This window comes from Pseudomonas sp. KH_040 (genome assembly GCF_057839305.1).
Genome location: NZ_CM174487.1, coordinates 576,752 through 594,232, shown reverse-complemented (window position 1 = coordinate 594,232; position 17,481 = coordinate 576,752). Strand labels below are relative to the sequence as shown.

At 60.0% G+C, this 17,481-nt stretch carries 15 protein-coding genes; 7 read left to right on the top strand and 8 right to left on the bottom strand.

Annotated elements, in window-relative coordinates; genetic code table 11:
* Positions 1-5 precede the first annotated feature (5 nt).
* Complete coding sequence (queG, locus tag AC3IUF_RS02605; protein ID WP_489280287.1) at positions 6-1,085, top strand: tRNA epoxyqueuosine(34) reductase QueG; 1,080 nt, start codon at positions 6-8, stop codon at positions 1,083-1,085.
* On the opposite strand, the gene AC3IUF_RS02600 is transcribed toward queG, so the two are convergent.
* On the bottom strand, positions 1,067-1,678 hold the full coding sequence (locus AC3IUF_RS02600) for a trimeric intracellular cation channel family protein (RefSeq protein ID WP_095120635.1): 612 nt from the start codon (positions 1,676-1,678) through the stop codon (positions 1,067-1,069). The two genes, queG and AC3IUF_RS02600, sit on opposite strands and share 19 nt — an antisense overlap.
* 91 nt (positions 1,679-1,769) lie before the next feature.
* Complete coding sequence (gene orn, locus AC3IUF_RS02595) at positions 1,770-2,312, bottom strand: oligoribonuclease (protein ID WP_489280285.1); 543 nt, start codon at positions 2,310-2,312, stop codon at positions 1,770-1,772.
* A 107-nt stretch (positions 2,313-2,419) separates the two neighbouring features.
* Here orn and rsgA point away from each other — a divergent pair, with 107 nt between their 5' ends.
* Positions 2,420-3,451 carry a small ribosomal subunit biogenesis GTPase RsgA gene (rsgA, locus tag AC3IUF_RS02590; protein WP_034151654.1) on the top strand — a complete coding sequence of 344 codons (1,032 nt, stop codon included), beginning with the start codon at positions 2,420-2,422 and terminating at the stop codon, positions 3,449-3,451.
* A 409-nt stretch (positions 3,452-3,860) separates the two neighbouring features.
* Here the strand turns inward: rsgA and dinD are convergent, their stop codons facing one another.
* From dinD to motA, 4 genes are all read right to left on the bottom strand, one after another.
* On the bottom strand, positions 3,861-4,769 hold the full coding sequence (dinD, locus tag AC3IUF_RS02585) for a DNA damage-inducible protein D (protein ID WP_489280284.1): 909 nt from the start codon (positions 4,767-4,769) through the stop codon (positions 3,861-3,863).
* Between the two features lie 125 nt (positions 4,770-4,894).
* Positions 4,895-6,028: a sterol desaturase family protein gene (locus AC3IUF_RS02580; RefSeq protein ID WP_489280282.1), complete on the bottom strand. Its 1,134-nt coding sequence runs from the start codon at positions 6,026-6,028 to the stop codon at positions 4,895-4,897.
* 90 nt (positions 6,029-6,118) lie between these two features.
* Positions 6,119-7,174, bottom strand: a complete 1,056-nt coding sequence (gene motB / locus AC3IUF_RS02575; RefSeq protein ID WP_007915797.1) for a flagellar motor protein MotB — start codon at positions 7,172-7,174, stop codon at positions 6,119-6,121.
* Positions 7,175-7,177: 3 nt separating this feature from the next.
* Positions 7,178-8,029: a flagellar motor stator protein MotA gene (gene motA, locus AC3IUF_RS02570; RefSeq protein ID WP_007915795.1), complete on the bottom strand. Its 852-nt coding sequence runs from the start codon at positions 8,027-8,029 to the stop codon at positions 7,178-7,180.
* Positions 8,030-8,195: 166 nt separating this feature from the next.
* Here motA and AC3IUF_RS02565 point away from each other — a divergent pair, with 166 nt between their 5' ends.
* The 4 genes from AC3IUF_RS02565 to AC3IUF_RS02550 all read left to right on the top strand — a co-directional run bounded on the left by AC3IUF_RS02565 (position 8,196) and on the right by AC3IUF_RS02550 (position 13,295).
* A complete protein-coding gene (locus AC3IUF_RS02565) occupies positions 8,196-9,734 on the top strand; it encodes an HDOD domain-containing protein (protein WP_007915793.1) in 1,539 nt (512 codons plus the stop codon).
* 42 nt (positions 9,735-9,776) lie between these two features.
* Positions 9,777-10,592: a thiosulfate sulfurtransferase gene (gene rhdA / locus AC3IUF_RS02560; protein ID WP_489280280.1), complete on the top strand. Its 816-nt coding sequence runs from the start codon at positions 9,777-9,779 to the stop codon at positions 10,590-10,592.
* Between the two features lie 18 nt (positions 10,593-10,610).
* Positions 10,611-11,471: an archaetidylserine decarboxylase gene (asd, locus tag AC3IUF_RS02555; protein WP_489280278.1), complete on the top strand. Its 861-nt coding sequence runs from the start codon at positions 10,611-10,613 to the stop codon at positions 11,469-11,471.
* A 69-nt stretch (positions 11,472-11,540) separates the two neighbouring features.
* Positions 11,541-13,295 (top strand): molecular chaperone, encoded by a 1,755-nt coding sequence (locus tag AC3IUF_RS02550; protein WP_489280276.1) that lies wholly within the window; start codon positions 11,541-11,543, stop codon positions 13,293-13,295.
* Positions 13,296-13,384: 89 nt separating this feature from the next.
* On the opposite strand, the gene serB is transcribed toward AC3IUF_RS02550, so the two are convergent.
* A complete protein-coding gene (gene serB / locus AC3IUF_RS02545; RefSeq protein ID WP_008079219.1) occupies positions 13,385-14,599 on the bottom strand; it encodes a phosphoserine phosphatase SerB in 1,215 nt (404 codons plus the stop codon).
* A gap of 134 nt (positions 14,600-14,733) precedes the next feature.
* Here serB and AC3IUF_RS02540 point away from each other — a divergent pair, with 134 nt between their 5' ends.
* Positions 14,734-16,239 carry an AhpA/YtjB family protein gene (locus AC3IUF_RS02540; protein ID WP_007915782.1) on the top strand — a complete coding sequence of 502 codons (1,506 nt, stop codon included), beginning with the start codon at positions 14,734-14,736 and terminating at the stop codon, positions 16,237-16,239.
* Positions 16,240-16,662: 423 nt separating this feature from the next.
* On the opposite strand, the gene AC3IUF_RS02535 is transcribed toward AC3IUF_RS02540, so the two are convergent.
* Positions 16,663-17,373: a PqiC family protein gene (locus AC3IUF_RS02535; RefSeq protein WP_007915780.1), complete on the bottom strand. Its 711-nt coding sequence runs from the start codon at positions 17,371-17,373 to the stop codon at positions 16,663-16,665.
* Positions 17,374-17,481 lie beyond the last annotated feature (108 nt).

Here is a 17,481-nt window from a genome sequence, read left to right as displayed (position 1 = left end):
GCCTCATGTCCGCCATCACCACAGACCTGCCCGCCCTCGCCCAATCGATCAAGGATTGGGGCCGCGAGCTGGGCTTTCAGCAAGTCGGCATCAGCGGTCTGGATCTGGCCGAGCATGAGCAGCACCTCGCACGCTGGCTCGAGGCCGGCTACCACGGCGAAATGGACTACATGGCCGCCCATGGCAGCAAACGCTCGCACCCGGAAGAACTGGTGCCGGGCACATTGCGCGTGGTCTCGCTGCGCATGGATTACCTGCCCGGCGACACGCAAATGGCGCAAATGCTCGCGCAACCGGAAAAAGCCTACGTGTCGCGTTATGCCTTGGGCCGCGATTACCACAAATTGATCCGTAAACGTGTGCAGCAGTTGGCCGACAAGATTCAAGCGCAGATCGGCCCGTTTGGTTTTCGTGCGTTTGTCGACAGTGCCCCGGTGCTGGAAAAAGCCATCGCCGAACAGGCCGGGCTGGGCTGGATCGGCAAAAACACCCTGGTACTGAACCGCAAGGCTGGCAGTTATTTCTTTCTCAGTGAGCTGTTCGTCGACCTGCCATTGCCGGTGGATGAGCCGCACAGCAGCGAACATTGCGGCCGCTGCACCGCGTGTTTGGATATCTGCCCGACCAACGCGTTCGTCGGGCCGTATGTGCTGGACGCGCGACGCTGTATTTCTTATCTGACCATCGAACTGAAAAACGCGATTCCTGAAGACCTCCGCCCGCTGATCGGCAACCGCGTGTTCGGTTGCGATGACTGCCAGATCGTCTGCCCGTGGAACCGGTTCGCCAAGCCCTCCGGGGAAAGCGACTTCAAGCCACGGCACAATCTGGACAACGCCGAACTGGCTGAACTGTTCATGTGGGATGAAGACAAATTTCTCAGCAGTACCGAAGGCTCACCATTGCGTCGGGCCGGGTATGAACGCTGGCTGCGCAATCTGGCCGTGGGACTGGGCAATGCGCCCTCGAGCATTCCAGTACTGGAAGCATTGAAGGCGCGCCGTGACTACCCGTCAGCGCTGGTACAAGAGCACGTCGAGTGGGCGCTGAAGCAGCACGCCCAACGTCAAGGCGCGTCGTTATAAACGAACTTGGGCATTTCCCAGTGGAAACGGATTGCCAGCAGGCGCAGCAGGAAGCCGCCGAACAACGTGATCAGAATCGCCTGCTCGCTCGGTACGTTCAGGTACAGGCAAAGCATGTAACACCACGCCGCCGCGAACGAGACGCTGGCGTACAGTTCACGGCGGAAGATCAGCGGGATGTCGTTGCAGAAGATGTCGCGCAGGATGCCACCGAATACTCCGGTGATCACGCCGCTGACCGAGGCCACCAGCATGCCGTGGCCCATTTCCAGCGCGGTCATGCAACCGATCAGGGTGAAAGCCACCAGACCCACGGCGTCGAGCACCAGAAACAGCGAGCGCAGATGACGCATCCAGCGGGCGGTGAACACCGTGAACATCGCCGCTACCGAGGTCAGCACCAGGTATTCCGGATGTTTGACCCAGGTCAGCGGGTAATGCCCAAGCAACACGTCGCGCACCGAACCGCCGCCCAACGCCGTGACGCAGGCGATCAGCACCACGCCAAACCAGTCCATGCCGCGACGGCCGGCAGACAGCGCGCCGGTCATGGCTTCAGCGGTGATGGCAATCAGATAGAGCATCAGCAACATGGTGGCGATCCAGGCAGGAAGGCGCGCAGTCTAGCCATTTCGATGCGGCACCAAAAGGGGGCAAATGCTTTACCCGCCCCCATCGCCAGTATCAGAACTTGATGAAGTGCTTGCGGTAATGCTGCAACTCGGCGATCGATTCGCGGATATCGTCCAGCGCCAAGTGCGTGCTGCCCTTCTTGAAGCTGTCGCGCACGTCCGGCGCCCAGCGCGCGGCCAGTTCCTTGAGGGTCGACACGTCGAGGTTGCGATAATGGAAGTAGCTTTCCAGCGCTTTCATGTGCGTATAAAGGAAGCGACGGTCCTGGCAGATGCTGTTGCCACAGATCGGCGACTTGCCCCTCGGTACCCATTTTTCCAGGAAGGCGATGGTTTCAGCTTCAGCTTCGGCCATGTTGATACGGCTGTCGCGCACGCGCTGGGTCAGGCCGGAGTTGCCGTGGGTGCGGGTGTTCCACTCGTCCATGCGCGCGAGGACTTCGTCACTGTGGTGGATGGCGATCACCGGGCCTTCGGCCAAGGTGTTGAGGTCACTGTCGGTGACGATGGTGGCCATTTCGATGATGACGTCGTTTTCCGGATCCAGACCGGTCATTTCCAGGTCGATCCAGATCAGGTTCTGCGGGTTTGGCATATGTCGGCTCCTAGGCAATGCTGCGCAGTTTAGCCTAGGCCGGTGGCCGGGCGTGCTAAACTCGCGGCCGTTTTACCTAATCGCTGCATTCTTCAGACGGAACACCCATGGCCAAACGCCAACTCAATCGTCGTCAAAACTGGCGCATCGAAAAGATTCAGGGCGAACGCGCTGCCCGCGCCGCCAAACGCGAGTCCTCGGCGGTCGAGGCCCTTGAGGGCGGCGATCTGGGCCCGGAACAAACAGGTCTGGTGATCGCCCACTTCGGTGTACAGGTCGAGGTCGAGGCGGTTGACGGTGATCAGGCCGGCCAAGTGTTCCGCTGCCACTTGCGCGCCAACCTGCCAGCACTGGTGACCGGCGACACGGTCGTCTGGCGCGCCGGCAACCAAGGCATCGGGGTGATCGTCGCGCAACTGCCGCGCACCACCGAACTGTGCCGTCCGGACAGCCGGGGTCAGCTCAAACCGGTCGCGGCCAACGTCGACATGATCGTCATCGTCTTCGCGCCGCTGCCGGAGCCGCATGCCAACCTGATCGACCGCTATCTGGTCGCGGCGGAACATGCGGGCATCCGTCCGTTGTTGCTGCTGAACAAATTCGACCTGATCGACGAGCAGAACGCCCCGGCGCTCAATGCGCTGCTGGCGGTGTATCGCACGCTGGGTTATCCGGTGCTGGAAGTGTCGGCGCACCACGGCAATGGCATGGAACAACTGCAACAGCAGCTCGACGGGCGCATCAGCGTGTTCGTCGGCCAGTCCGGTGTCGGCAAGTCGTCGCTGGTCAACAGCTTGCTGCCTGAAGTCGAAACCCGCGTCGGGCCGTTGTCCGAGCTGTCCGGCCAGGGCACGCACACGACGACCACTGCACGCCTGTTCCACTTCCCCGGTGGTGGCGAATTGATCGACTCCCCGGGCATTCGCGAATTTGGCCTGGGCCACGTCAGCCGCGCTGACGTTGAGGCAGGTTTCATCGAGTTCGATGATTTGCTCGGCACTTGCCGTTTCCGCGACTGCAAGCATGATCGCGAACCGGGCTGTGCGTTGCTCAAGGCGCTGGAAGATGGCCGCGTGCAGCAGCAGCGCATGAACAGCTACCGCTCGATCATCGCCAGCCTGCCGGAAAACGGTTATTAAATAGCCGTACCGGCGGCCCTGAGACCCGGGGTTGCCGGTTGTCGGATTACGCCTGACAAATCCCTAAAACGCTTAAACAACAGACGTTTCTGTAGGCGTCCGCACACCCGCTTGCAGGACATTTCTCTTTTGCTGCCAGCACCTTGTAGGCATTACGCAGATGCCTACAGTCAGTTCCCCCTTCGCACTTTCGCGACCTCCGAGGAACCCCATGCAAACCTACCATTTGTTCAGACCGGTAACGAGTCGACACGGACGACCAACAAACACAACGCCGAGGTGTTTCACGACGCACTGAAAAACAGGATTCGTCGCGGTTTCTAGAGCCTACCAGCACGCAACAAAAAGCCGCGTACCAAACGCGGCCTTTTGTTGCTATGCACGCTAAATCTACAGAATGGAATGCCAATCAGTCAGTCGGCAACTTCGGTGCTTGTTTCGCAATACTCTTTTCGTGTGATTTAACTCGGCGCTCAAGTTTGCGAATGTCTTCTTCAACAGGGAGTTCCTCGGGTTTGATACCTCGTTGATCCAACATGTCACGCACACTCAGATTGTTTTGAACATGCTCCTTGGCAATAGCCGTCTCACCCTTCAAATCGACCTGAAGTACATTGTGATTGGTCATCTCCGTCGCGAGGTTTTTGGCCGCAATAGTCAACGTAGGTAGAAAATCCGCCAGTGGTCGACTCTTGACGATGCCATAGCGATCTTTCATCGCTTGCGTTGTTTGCCCACCAAAGAGTGCGGCATCGCCCCGAGAACGAATGCGAGCGAAGCCTTCATCGTCCACTCCTCGTTCGTAGATATTCTGCGACAGTTCCTTTTCAGACTCACGCAAGCGATCACGTGCATCAAACCGTGCTTGCAAGCGCATCCGGTCTTCAATCAACTCCTGTTTACGTGTTTGCAGCGCGAAATAACTCTGAGCGAAAGCAATGGGCTGCTTACGTGGATCACCATTCTGAGCGATCAGGTAACAGGCGTAACGAGTGAGCATGAAATCGTCGATGGCACGCTGCCCACCCTTTCCGACTTCGATCATTTTCGTGACGCCACGAAAATGATCCTGTGCAACGGCTCCAGTGGCTTCACATGAAGCTATAGCTCGCTGGATAACCGTAAGAAAGTTCTCCCAACGGGCATAACCCAAAGGCTCTTGCAGCTCGCGAGCAAACCAAAACTCGATGCCCTCACCGGGAATACGTTGTACCAGTTGGTCAAACTGCTGTTGCAATAAAAAAATGCTTGGACTTCCCATGGTGACGATTCCTTGTCGTTTAGGTGGTTTAGGTGGTTTAGGTTCATCAGCAGTCATCAGAAAAACAACTGGCAGCTGCCTCGGAATATTATCAATGAGTGCGGTGGCGAGAGTGTGTCCGCCTATCGACAGCAGGCAAAAAAAAGCCGCGAATCAAACGCGGCTTTCTTCAACCTCCGAACCTACTTCGGCTCAGGCTTGCGAAACGCATACAGATGCTGACGCACAATCCCGCCCGGCAATTCCTTACCAAACACGCCATAACGCACCGGCCACTCTTTCGGCGGCAGCTTGAACGTGCCGAACAGCATGTCGATCAGCGGCGTGTGGATCGCGTAGTTTTTGTAGATGTAGTCCTTGTGCCGGGCGTGGTGCCAATGGTGATAACGCGGCAGCACGATCAGGTAGTTCAGCCAGCCGCCGTTGATCCGCACGTTGGCGTGAGCCAGCACCGCTTGAACACCGACCAGAATCACATAGGCATTCAGCGCTTGCGGCGCGAAGCCCAGCAGCATCAACGGCACCAGCACCCCGGTGCGGGTCAGCAGGATTTCGATGAAGTGCACGCGCGAACCCGCGAGCCAGTCCATGTGCGTGCTGGAGTGATGCACCGCGTGAATGCGCCACAGCCATGGCACGACATGGTAGAGCCGGTGCAGCCAATACTGACCGAGATCGGCGACCAGGATCGCCAGCAGAAACTGCACCAGCAACGGCAGGCTTTGCACGCTGGCCTGCAAGCCAGGCGACACCGCCCAACCGGCGATGTAGCTTGAGGACGCGGTGATGAAGATCAGGATGAACTGCACCAGCATGTGGCTGACAAAAAAGTAGGTCAGGTCGGTGCGCCAGTGGGGGCGCAGGATGTTTTGCTCGGGATCCTTGGAGTAGAGCTTCTCCAGAGGAATGAACACGATGGCCGACACCAGCAGCGCCAGCACAAACCAGTCCAGCCCCAGCGAATAAGGCGTCTGCCCGATCGAGCTGACCTGCACATTGGTACCACCGAGAAATACCGCCAACCCCGATGCAACCAGACCGGTAATCCCCAGGCGTTTGCGTTTGTTCAGCAGGATATTCAGGGTGCCGAGGCTGAACGACAGCACCAGACCGAGCAACAGCGTGGTGCGTGCGAACTGCTCGTCATAGACCTTGCGCAGTTCGGCCGTGGTCAGCCATTCCGGGAAGAGGAAGCAGAACACCGCCAGCAGGCTCAACAGCCCGAGGGTGGCCGAAATATAGCCACTGACCCGCCCCTCGCCAAACTTGAAGGGTGCGTTGCCATGCCGTTGAAAATAGGCTTTGAGTCTTTCCATAACTGATCTTCCGTGATTGCGAAAACTGCGACTGGTCATTGCGACGCAGGCAGATACAAAAAAGCCACGGTGACCGTGGCTTTTTGTGAATCACTGCTTGGGGGCTGGGGGAGCAGGCGCTGGCGCCGCACTCCCCGGCCCGGCCGGTTTCGGCGCGGCGTCGTCGAACAGGTTCAGGCGTTCGCGCAGTTCGTGCGCTGGCACCGGTTGCTGATCCGCCGGCAGTGCATTCGGGTCGACAGGCGCTGCCGGAGCAGCACCGTTCTGCCCCTGATCCGCCGGTTTTGCCGGATCGGCACCTTGCGCACCTTCGATGGCCGCCTGGGCTTTTTTGGTCAGCACCACAATGTCGATGCGGCGGTTGACCGGGTTGAACGGGTTTTCCTTGTCGAACAGCGCCGACGAGGCATAACCCACTACCCGCGCCACTTGCGCATCCGGATAGCTACCGGCGATCAAGGCACGACGCGCCGCGTTGGCACGGTTGGCCGACAGCTCCCAGTTACCGAAATCGCCCGTGCCGGTGTAAGGCTTGGCATCGGTGTGGCCGCTGATGCTGATCTTGTTCGGCACGGCTTTGATGGTGTCAGCCATGGCCAGCAGGATGTCTTCGAAGTACGGCTTCAGGCGTGCAGAACCGGAGTCGAACATCGGCCGGTTCTCGGCGTCCATGATCTGGATGCGCAAGCCGTTCGGCGTGATCTCGAAGAGAATCTGATCCTTGAACTTCTGCAGTTGCGGGTTCTCGTCGACCTTGTTCTGCAGTTCTTGCAGGAGCAGCTCCAGACGTTCCTTCTCGACCTGCTCGGCCATGCCTTCAACCTGCTCGGTGTCGACCGTGACCTTGTCGGGTTGCGGCTGCGACTTCACTTCCGGGTTGAGGGTGTTTTCCGGCGCCAGGGTCGGCGTGCCGCCCAGGTCAATGATGTACGGCGTACCGCTTTCAGAGAAGCCGACCGGGTCTTTGAAGTAACCGGCGATGGCGATCTTCTGCTCCGGCGTTGCGGTAGACAGCAGCCACAACACCAGGAAGAACGCCATCATCGCCGTGGCGAAGTCGGCGAAGGCGATTTTCCACGCCCCGCCGTGATGCCCGCCGGCTATGCGCTTGACGCGCTTGATGATAATCGGCTGATTATTTTCCATTTCTTAGCGACCGCGAACGGCTTGTTCCAGCTCGGCAAAGCTTGGACGGTGGGCCGGGTACAGCACCTTGCGACCAAACTCGACCGCCAGCGATGGCGGCATGCCGGAAGCCGAAGCCACCAGCGAGGCCTTGATGGCTTCGTAGACGTTCAGCTCTTCCTTGGCATCGTGCGCCAGGGAGTGCGCCAGCGGGCCGAAGAAACCGTAGGCCGCGAGAATACCGAAGAAGGTACCGACCAGTGCCGCACCGACGTGCAGACCGATGGACTTCTGATCGCCTTCACCCAGCGAGGCCATGGTCACCACAATACCGAGTACCGCCGCGACGATACCGAAGCCCGGCATGGCGTCGGCGATGCCGTTCACCGCGTGGGATGGATGCTCAAGGTCTTCCTTGAGGCTGTACAGTTCCATGTCGAACAAGCCTTCCAGCTCGTGCGGGGCCATGTTGCCGGACGACATAATGCGCAGGTAATCGCAAATGAACGCGGTCATGCGCTCGTCTTTGAGCACCGCCGGGTACTTGGCGAAGATCGGGCTCGCAGCGGCGTCTTCGATGTCGCCTTCGATGGCCATCATGCCTTCGCGGCGGCTCTTGTTGAGGATCTCGTAGATCAGCCCGAGCACTTCCAGATAGAACGTGTGGCTGAAGCGCGAACTGAACATGCTCAGGGATTTCTTGAGCACGTGCATCGTCATGTAGCCGGGGTTGGCCTGGAGGAATGCACCCAGTGCCGCACCACCGATGATTAACACCTCAAAGGGCTGGATCAGGGCGGCAATCTTGCCGTGGGAGAGCACGTATCCGCCGAGCACGCTCGCGAATACGACGATGATGCCGATAATTTTAGCCATAGGTAGAAAGTACTTACTTAAGTCGGGTTCAAGGTCATATTCGGAAGTTAAAAAATCTCTTCTTCTACTTATCGGCAAAACTGCGCCAGACTATAGCCAGTTCAGGCGAAAAGCCAATTTAGCCCATGCCGGGCGCGTCTACAGTCAGTGAAGATCCCGTCCAGACATGGCTAATGAAACGAACGTCCCACACGCAAAACCGACCACGCTCGACGGCTGGGTAAAGTTGCTCGATGGCGTGCGACTGCCCGTGCCGCAAGAGGCTCACGACAAAGTCTGCCGGGCGATCCGTGACAATCGCAGCTCGCTGCGCGACATCGCCGACCTGATGCAGGACAGCCCGGCACTGGCCTTGAGCATCATCCGTGAGGCGAATCGTCACACCCACGGCACCATGGCCACACCAGCGGAAAATCTCGAGGTGGCGATCAATCGTCTGGGCCTGGCACGGACCGAAGAACTGCTGGCGCGCCTGCCCGCTGAACCGCAGATGCAAATCCCCAAGGCCCTGCGCCAATTGCAGATGATCAGCCAGCACGCGACGCAACAGGCCAACGGTTTTTTCGCCAGTCGCCTGGCGCGGCTGTGGCAGGACATTCATTGGGGCAGCCTGCTGTTTCTGTCGCCGCTGTGGCCGTTGGCGCTGACCTATCCGCAATTGCTTGAAGAATGGGAACTGCGGGTTATCCACAAGGGCGAATCGGCGCGCGTGGTCGAGAAGCAATTGTTCGGCGTGCGCCTGCTGAAAATCGCCGAGGCGCTGGTGCAAGTCTGGCACCTGCCGATCTGGGTGCAGCAAGGCTATAAACTGCTGCTCAGCGAACAGCGCGAACTGGTCAAAGTCCTGCGCATCGCCCGTGACAGCGAACATCCGCTGCGCCAGCAAAACCGCCTCGACGATGATCCGACCCTGCGCCGCTGGCTCAATCAGCCGGCCAACACCGTGCTGCTGGCCAACGGTCTGGCACTGTCGGCGCAACAGGCCTGGGACAGTCCGCACAGCGAACGCTGGCAGTACCTGACCAGCCTGTATCTGCAGATTTCCATGGACGAGGTGCAACAACAGTTGCACCAGCAAGCCGCCAACAGCGCGCGTCATCATGCGATGCCGGACTTGTGGCACCCGGCGGTTTCGTTGCTGTGGCCGTGGGGCACCCGTCGTTTGCCGGCCGGCATGTTGCCGGCCGCCGCGCCCACCGCTGAAGACCTGGGCCAGTGGCGCAAGCAATGCGCCGAACTGCTCGCAGAACCGAGCCGCTTCACCAATGCCATGAGCCTGACGGTCGCCGCTCGCGACGCATTGGTCGCCAGCGGCATGCGCCGCGTAATGATCCTGATGGCCGACCGCACGCAGTCCAATCTGCGCGTGCATCAAACCGCCGGGCTGCCGAAAGAAGCGGCGGCGCTGAATTTTGTCGTCGGTCAGAGCAAGGTCCTGCAACGGCTGCTTGCGCAACAGGCGCAGGTACGCATCACTCCAGAGAACGATGCGCAATTCTCCGCCCTGCTGCCAGCGAGCCTGCGCACGCTGTTTCGCGGCGAGCATCTATTCCTGCGTTCACTGGTCAACAACGGGCGGGTGATCATGATCGTCGTCGCCGATCAGGGCGGCGGGCCGTTCGCCGACATCACCGTGCAGGCCTTTGGCAAAACCGCGCAGTGCATCGAAAAAGCCCTGCACAGCTTTAGCAGCCGTGGCCGATGAGGCTGCGCTACAATTCCCCCCTTTGTGCTCTGGAGACCTCACATGTCTGACTTCTCTGGCTTGCCGCTCGTCATCGAGCCGAGCGACCTGCTCCCGCGCCTCGATTCCCCTGAACTGATTCTGGTGGATCTGACCAGCGCTGCCCGCTACACCGAAGGTCATCTGCCCGGCGCACGCTTTGTCGACCCGAAACGCACCCAGTTCGGCCAGCCGCCGGCGCCGGGCCTGCTGCCGGCCAAAGCCGATCTGGAAGCTCTGTTCGGTGAACTGGGCCACCGCAAAGATGCGGTCTACGTGGTCTATGACGACGAGGGCGGCGGCTGGGCCGGGCGCTTCATCTGGTTGCTCGACGTGATCGGTCACGACAAGTACCACTATATAGACGGTGGTCTGCCGGCATGGCTGGCAGATGGCATGCCGATGTCGATCCAGGTGCCTGCAGCCGTCGGTGGCCCGCTGCCGTTGACCTTGCACGACGGGCCGACTGCCACGCGCGAATATTTGCAAAGCCGTCTCGGTGCTGCTGATCTGGCGATCTGGGATGCGCGCGGGCCGCTGGAGTATTCCGGTGAGAAAGTGCTGGCCGCCAAGGCTGGGCACATCCCCGGCGCGGTCAATTTCGAATGGACTGCCGGCATGGACAAGGCCCGTCAGCTACGCATTCGCACTGACATGCCGCAGATCCTCGAAGACCTCGGGATCACCAAGGACAAAGAAATCATTACCCACTGCCAGACCCATCACCGGTCGGGCTTCACTTATCTGGTGGCCAAATCCCTCGGTTATCCGCGGGTCAAGGGCTACGCCGGTTCCTGGGGCGAATGGGGCAACCACCCTGACACGCCCGTCGAGATTTAAGGTTTTTAAGGACAACTAATGAAAGAGCGTCTGTTTATCCTCAGCCAGTACCTGCTGCCTCATCACCTGCTGTCGCGCCTGGCTGGCTGCATTGCCGAGTGCCGCGTGCGCTGGTTCAAGAATGCCTTTACCCAGTGGTTCGCCAAGCGTTACCAGGTGGACATGTCGCAAGCACTGGTCGAAGACCTGACCGCTTACGAGCACTTCAATGCCTTCTTCACCCGCGCTCTGAAAGACGGCGCGCGTCCGCTGGACGAAACCCCGGGCGCGATCCTCAGCCCGGCCGACGGTGCGGTCAGCCAGCTCGGCCCGATCGAGCACGGTCGCGTGTTCCAGGCCAAGGGCCACAGCTTCAGCGTGCTGGAACTGCTCGGCGGTGATGCGGCCAATGCGGCGCCGTTCATGGGCGGCGACTTCGCCACCATCTACCTGTCGCCAAAGGACTACCACCGCGTGCACATGCCGCTGGCCGGCACCCTGCGCGAAATGGTCTACATCCCGGGCCGGATTTTCTCGGTCAACCAGACCACCGCCGAAAACGTCCCGGAACTGTTCGCCCGTAACGAGCGTGTGGCGTGCATCTTCGACACCGAGCGCGGGCCGATGGCCGTGGTGCTGGTGGGCGCGATGATTGTCGCTTCGATTGAAACCGTGTGGGCCGGTCTGGTCACACCGCCGAAGCGCGAACTGAAAACCTTCCGCTACGACGAAGCTGCGCGTGCGCCTATTCATCTGGAAAAAGGCGCGGAACTGGGGCGCTTCAAACTGGGTTCGACCGCCATCGTGCTGTTTGGGCCGGATCAGGTGAAATGGGCTGAAGAGCTGACGGCAGGTTCGCCGGTGCAGATGGGCCAAGGCCTGGCGCTGCCAAAAGCCTGATGCAGATTTTGCGGGAGCAGCGTTGTGCTGGTCCCGCAGATTCCACTATTTGCTGCTATGGTTTTTGGCATGAGCCAGACCATCTCTCCCCCACCGTTGCGCGCCTCGATCCCGACGCAATCGCGCCTGTCGTTTTGCGAAGCCACCCCGCGCGACCTCAAGCGCTGGATCGCCGGCCTGCCCAAGGCCAACATCGGCGAAACCGCTCGCCTGCTGTATCAAGGCCTGGGCGAACTCAACCAATTGCTCACACCCAGCGACAACCGCCTCAACCTGCTGGAGCTGTTGCGCCCCGAGGTTTATTTCGTCTGCCAGCATCTGGAACGACACTTCCTGCATCAAGCGATCATGCTCGACGAACGTTCGCGCAAAATCAGCAATCTGTGCCAGGCGCTGCAAAGCCATCTGGCCATCGGCTATAAACAGATCGTGCTGCGGATTGCGCCGAAGTACAGCAAGGATCGCGCGGCATTGGTCAGCACGGCCCTGCAACGGGCGGCCCATGCACTCAAAGGCCAGTTGCTGCGCGCCACGCAGCTGTATAGCTCGCCGCCGGAGCATGTGTGGTTCGAACTGCATCAGCTGTATCGCACCGCCTGCGAACTGCAGCTCCAACAGCGCCGGGTCCATGACGACCTCGCCAGCCTCACCACCGAACTCAGTTTCGAACAGACTTACATCGCCGCTCTGCTGCTGGGCAGCGCACGCTGCAATCAATTGCGGCAAAACCAGATCGCCCGATTGGCCGAAGTAATCGAACCGTGGAGTGCCCTGCTCAAATTGCATCCCGGCCGTACGAGCGAAGGCCTGTTTGCAATCAGCCCGGCAATCGATGCCGGCCCACGCTACCGCAACATGTTTCGAAATGAAGAACAGGCCGGATTGCTCGGCTTTGATCCGCAGCCGCTGGTGAACGCCATCGAAGCGCATCTGCAGCATCAGCACACCTCACCCCCCCTGCCAGTGCCGACCGGACTGAGCCTCGATACCCTGCAGCACCTGCATGCCACTTGGGGACAGGCCGCCGAGCGCAGTTTTCAGCGCACCGTCGGCCAGGGCCATCTGACCGTGTGTGTGGGCATGAGCGCTCTGCACTTCTACCTCGGTGGCGAGCGCAGCTTCAGCGAACTGCTCAAACATCCCGGAACGCGCTCGGCGAACTTCAGCAGCGCCGTGATCAAGGGTGAAAAGGACAGTTGGAGCCAGGCCTTCGACGCGGCACCGCAGAGCAAGGCTGATGATTTTTTGCCGTACGAGGAAATCCAGTACGACCATTTGCCCGAGGATGAAAACGGCACGGACAGTACGCCGCACTACCCGACCCATGTCCTGCCGGTGATCAATCACAGCCCCGGCGGATACTGCCTGGCGTGGCCAAATGAAGTGCCCGCCGAGTTGCAGGCCGGAGAAATGCTCGGCATCCAGGACAGTGTCAGTCTGGGCTGGAGCATCGCGGTCATTCGCTGGATCCGCCAGGTACGCGGCGGCGGCACGCAAATGGGTATTGAACTGGTGGCGCCACATGCCCAGCCTTGCGGCCTGCAACTGGTGCGCTCGCGGGACGATCACAGTCAGTATTTGCGCGGACTATTGTTACCGGAGATCAGCGCGATCGATCTACCGGCAACCCTGTTGGCACCGCGCTTGCCGTTTCAGGAAGGCAACAAGGTGATGATCAACACTCAGGGCGAAGAGCACCGCGCCGGGCTGGATCGGCGGGTGGCGAGTACACACAGCTTCAATCAGTTCGCCTATCGCTCGCTGGAGACTGCGCGCAATGGCGGGAGCGAGGAGGATTTTGATTCGTTGTGGAAGTCACTTTGAAGCAAAAGATCGCAGCCTGCGGCAGCTCCTACAGAAAAACGCATATTCCTCTGTAGGAACTGCCGCAGGCTGCGATCTTTTGATCTTGATTACAACTGCCCGTCGCGATCGCGGAAACCCAGCAGATACAGCACGCCATCCAGACCCAACGTCGAGATTGCCTGCTTCGCCGATTGTTTCACCAGCGGCTTGGCGCGGAACGCCACGCCCAGCCCGGCAATCGCCAGCATCGGCAAATCATTCGCGCCGTCGCCGACCGCGATGGTCTGTTCCAGACGCAAACCTTCCTTGTGCGCCAGCTCTTTGAGCAAATCAGCCTTGCGCTGCGCATCGACAATCGGCTCGATCGCCACGCCGGTGCACTTGCCGTCGACCACTTCCAGCTCGTTAGCGAACACGTAGTCGATGCCGAGTTTGGCTTGCAATTGCTTGGCGAAATAAGTGAAGCCACCGGACAGGATGGCGGTCTTGTAGCCCAGACGCTTGAGTTCGGCGAACAGTGTTTCGGCGCCCTCGGTCAGGCGCAGGGAAGCGCCGATCGAGTCGAGCACGCTGACATCCAGACCTTTAAGCAAAGCCAGACGTTCTTTGAAACTGGCGCGGAAATCCAGCTCACCGGCCATGGCGCGTTCGGTGATTTCAGATACCTGCTCGCCCACCCCGGCAGCCTTGGCCAGCTCGTCGATGACCTCGGCTTCGATCAGCGTCGAGTCCATGTCGAACACCGCCAGACGACGATTGCGACGGAACAGCGAATCTTCCTGGAAGGCGATGTCGACGTTCAGCTCTTGGGCAACGCTGAGGAATTCGGCACGCAGCGCTTGCGGATCAGCCGCTTCGCCACGCACGGAAAACTCGATGCAGCCCTTGCCCTTATCAGCCGGGGTGTCCAGCGGCATGCGACCCGACAGACGGTCGATGTGATCGATGTTCAAGCCATATTTGGCGGTGATCGAGCTGACGGCCTGCAACTGGCCGGCGGTGACTTTGCGGGTCAGCAAGGTAACGATGTGGCGTTTCTTGCCCTGATTACCCACCCATTGCTGGTAATCCTCTTCGGACACCGGGGTGAAGCGCACCTGCTGGTCGAGCTCATAGCCCTTGAACAGGATGTCCTTGAGCACGGATTTACCCTGCTCGGAATCGGGGATTTCGACCAGGATGCCGAACGACAGGGTGTCGTGGATCACCGCCTGACCGATGTCGAGAATGTTCACACCACCTTGTGCCAGAACGCCGGTAATGGCCGCAGTCAGACCCGGACGGTCGACTCCCGTGATGTTAATCAGGACGATTTCGCGCAACGCGCACCCCCGCAACTGGAAAAAAACCGCATTCTACCCACTTTCAGTGACCATCGGGCACCGCGAGCGCTTTGCCGGTCTAGGGCCTGTCGCTATACTGCGCGTCAACTTCACGGACAAAAGAGCCGAGCTCAGTGAACCGGCCAACGCCAGTTAAAACCGATAACTTCTTCCTGCTGATCTTCCGTGCACTGCGCCACCGCCGTGTACCGATTGCATTGCGCATTGCCAGCCATAACGTGATCCTGGTCGCTCTGGCCCTGGTGATCTATGCCGGCGTGATGGGTTTGCAATTCAAGCAGGCCATGCACCAGCAGGCCGATGCGCTGGGCGAAAGCCTGACTACGCAGACCGCGACCTCTGCCACGGAGCTGTTGGTGTCCAACGACATCCTCAGCCTCAACGTGCTGCTCAACAACCTGACCAAGAACAAACTGGTGGCCCACGCGGCGATCTACAGCGTGGATAACCGCATCCTCGCCGAGTCCGGTCAGCGCCCCAAGCACAGCCTGCTGGGCGAAGCCGAGGGCATGTACGAGAGCAAGATCACTTTCCAGGACGTCACTGCCGGGCAACTGCGCATCAGTCTGGACATGGATCAGTTTCAGCAGCCGATGACCATCAGCCTGCAAAGTATGGGCATTCTCAGCGGGATCCTGTTGGCGCTGTCGCTGGCCCTGAGCCTGCGCATGGGCCGCTACCTGTCGACGCCGTTGCTGCAACTGCGCGTCTGGTTGCGCCGCATCGACGAACACACGCCGGGCATCGACCGTCAGGATGAAATCGGCGATCTGGCGCGTCAGCTGCACGCCAACTACGCGCCGGAGCCTGCACCTGAACCGGAGCCGGAATTCGAGGACGAAGAAGACGAGCCGGAATTCGAGGTACGCAACTTGCGTGATCCGAGTTTCGACGAAACCCGTCCGATGGCCGCGCAGAAGCCTGCACCGCGACATCTGGTCAGCACCGTCGAAGACGATGATGACGATGACGCATTCGCCGACCTGCGCGACGAGTCGCTCAATGGCGCGCCGCAACCTGTCGTCCGCCAACCGTCGCCAAGCGTGCCGCAGCACACCGCCGTGCTGGCCGTGCAACTGGGCTCGCAGGAGCAACTGCGCCGCTTGCCACGGGCACGTCTGGAAGAGTTGCAGGAGCGCTATCGCGACTGCCTCGACCAGGCCGCTTCGCTGTATCAGGGCGAAATCGAAACCCTGAACGACGGCAGCACGCTGATGCTGTTTCACACCGAAGACAGTGGCGATGATTACCTGACCAACGCGATCTGCTGCGGCGAGCTGCTGCGCGCGTTGGGCCATCAGCTGCAGATTGAGGTCGCGGACAGCGGCATCACCCTGCAATTGCAACTGGGCCTGACCTTGGGCGATGAATTGTTCGGCCTGAGCCAGATCGATCTGCTGCTGACCGATTCGGCACAGGACGCACTGGCCTTGTCGCAGCACAGCCGCAACCTGCTGCTGGTTGAGCGCAAGATCAGTGATGACGCGCTGATTCGCCAGCGTGCGCGGATCCGCCCGATTGCCAGCCCTGAGGGTGCCTGCTGTGTAGAGCGGTTGATGGAGCCTTATCCGTCGATGCTGGAACGGCAACTGGCGCGGATGCATGAGCGTCGGGCTTAAGTTGTAGGAGCTGCCGAAGGCTGCGATCTTTTCGCTGCTAAACATAAGGCTCGCAGACGAGTGATTGTCTGCGGGCTTTTTTGTAGGTAATAGAAAAGCCCCTCACCCTAGCCCTCTCCCGGAGGGAGAGGGAACCGATCCGGGAATACTGAAGACCTACAGCGACTTGAACGCCCAGCGGTGAATCCATAATCGCCAAGATCTTTCAGGTCGATATATAACGCCAGACACCACGGTCGCCCCTGCTCTACCGAATCCATAATCGCCAAGCTCTTTCAGGTCGATGCATAGCGCCAGACACCTCGGTCGGCTCCCTCTCCCTCGGGGAGAGGGCTGGGGTGAGGGGCTTTTGATCTTTCACGCAGAACCCCCAGACACAACAAAGCCCGCACAAGGCGGGCTCTGTTCTGACTCGGTCCAGGCTTAGAAGCGGAACACTTCCATATCTGTCCGAATCGGTGAGGCCATCGGAATCTTCGGCTGCTTCTCGGCTTCCGCTGCTGGCGCCGCCGGCTTCGGTGCCGATTTACGCGGCGCCTCGGCCACCGGCGGCTGATTGGCCAACGGCTTCAGCGCCACCGACAATTGCTCGGCCAGACGCTGCAGCAAAATACCCTGTGCCTGCACCTGCGAAGCCGTACTGCCGGCATGCAGCTCTTGCAGGTGAACGATGCGGTTATCGCGCACCTGACCACGGCGGTCGATCAAACGCCATTGCGCATCAAGTATCGCCGGTTGTTTCTGGCCAGAGTCCAGACGCGTAATGGTCAACAACACCTGCACATCCGGAGTGAACCCCGTTGTGGCCGGTGCCAGCACCACACGTTGGCTGTCCAGATGGCCAGCGACCTGACGCATCAGCAACTGATCGATATCCGACGAAAGGCTGCCAGCCCAACGACCGTCGGTCGCCGCTTGCAGACTGCCGTCTGGTTGACGTTGCAGTAATGTTTCACGTTGCAGGTAATCGGCTACGACTACCGGGCCTAACAAAACCGCCATGCCTGCGCTTTGCGCAGGCTGAACCGGACTTCCGCTGTCCAGTTGATACAGCGACACCGGCTGGTGAACGCTGCAACCCGCCAGGCCCAAAACGCCGGCGAGCAGGAAAATAAGGGGGCGCAGAGCTGTCATCATCCCGTCCAGGTGGCCGCCACAAGGCTGACCACAGTGAAAATACTCAATAAATATGAAGAACGCTCAGCCACGCCGGCGCTTGGAAAGGCCATATCATCCGTGAAT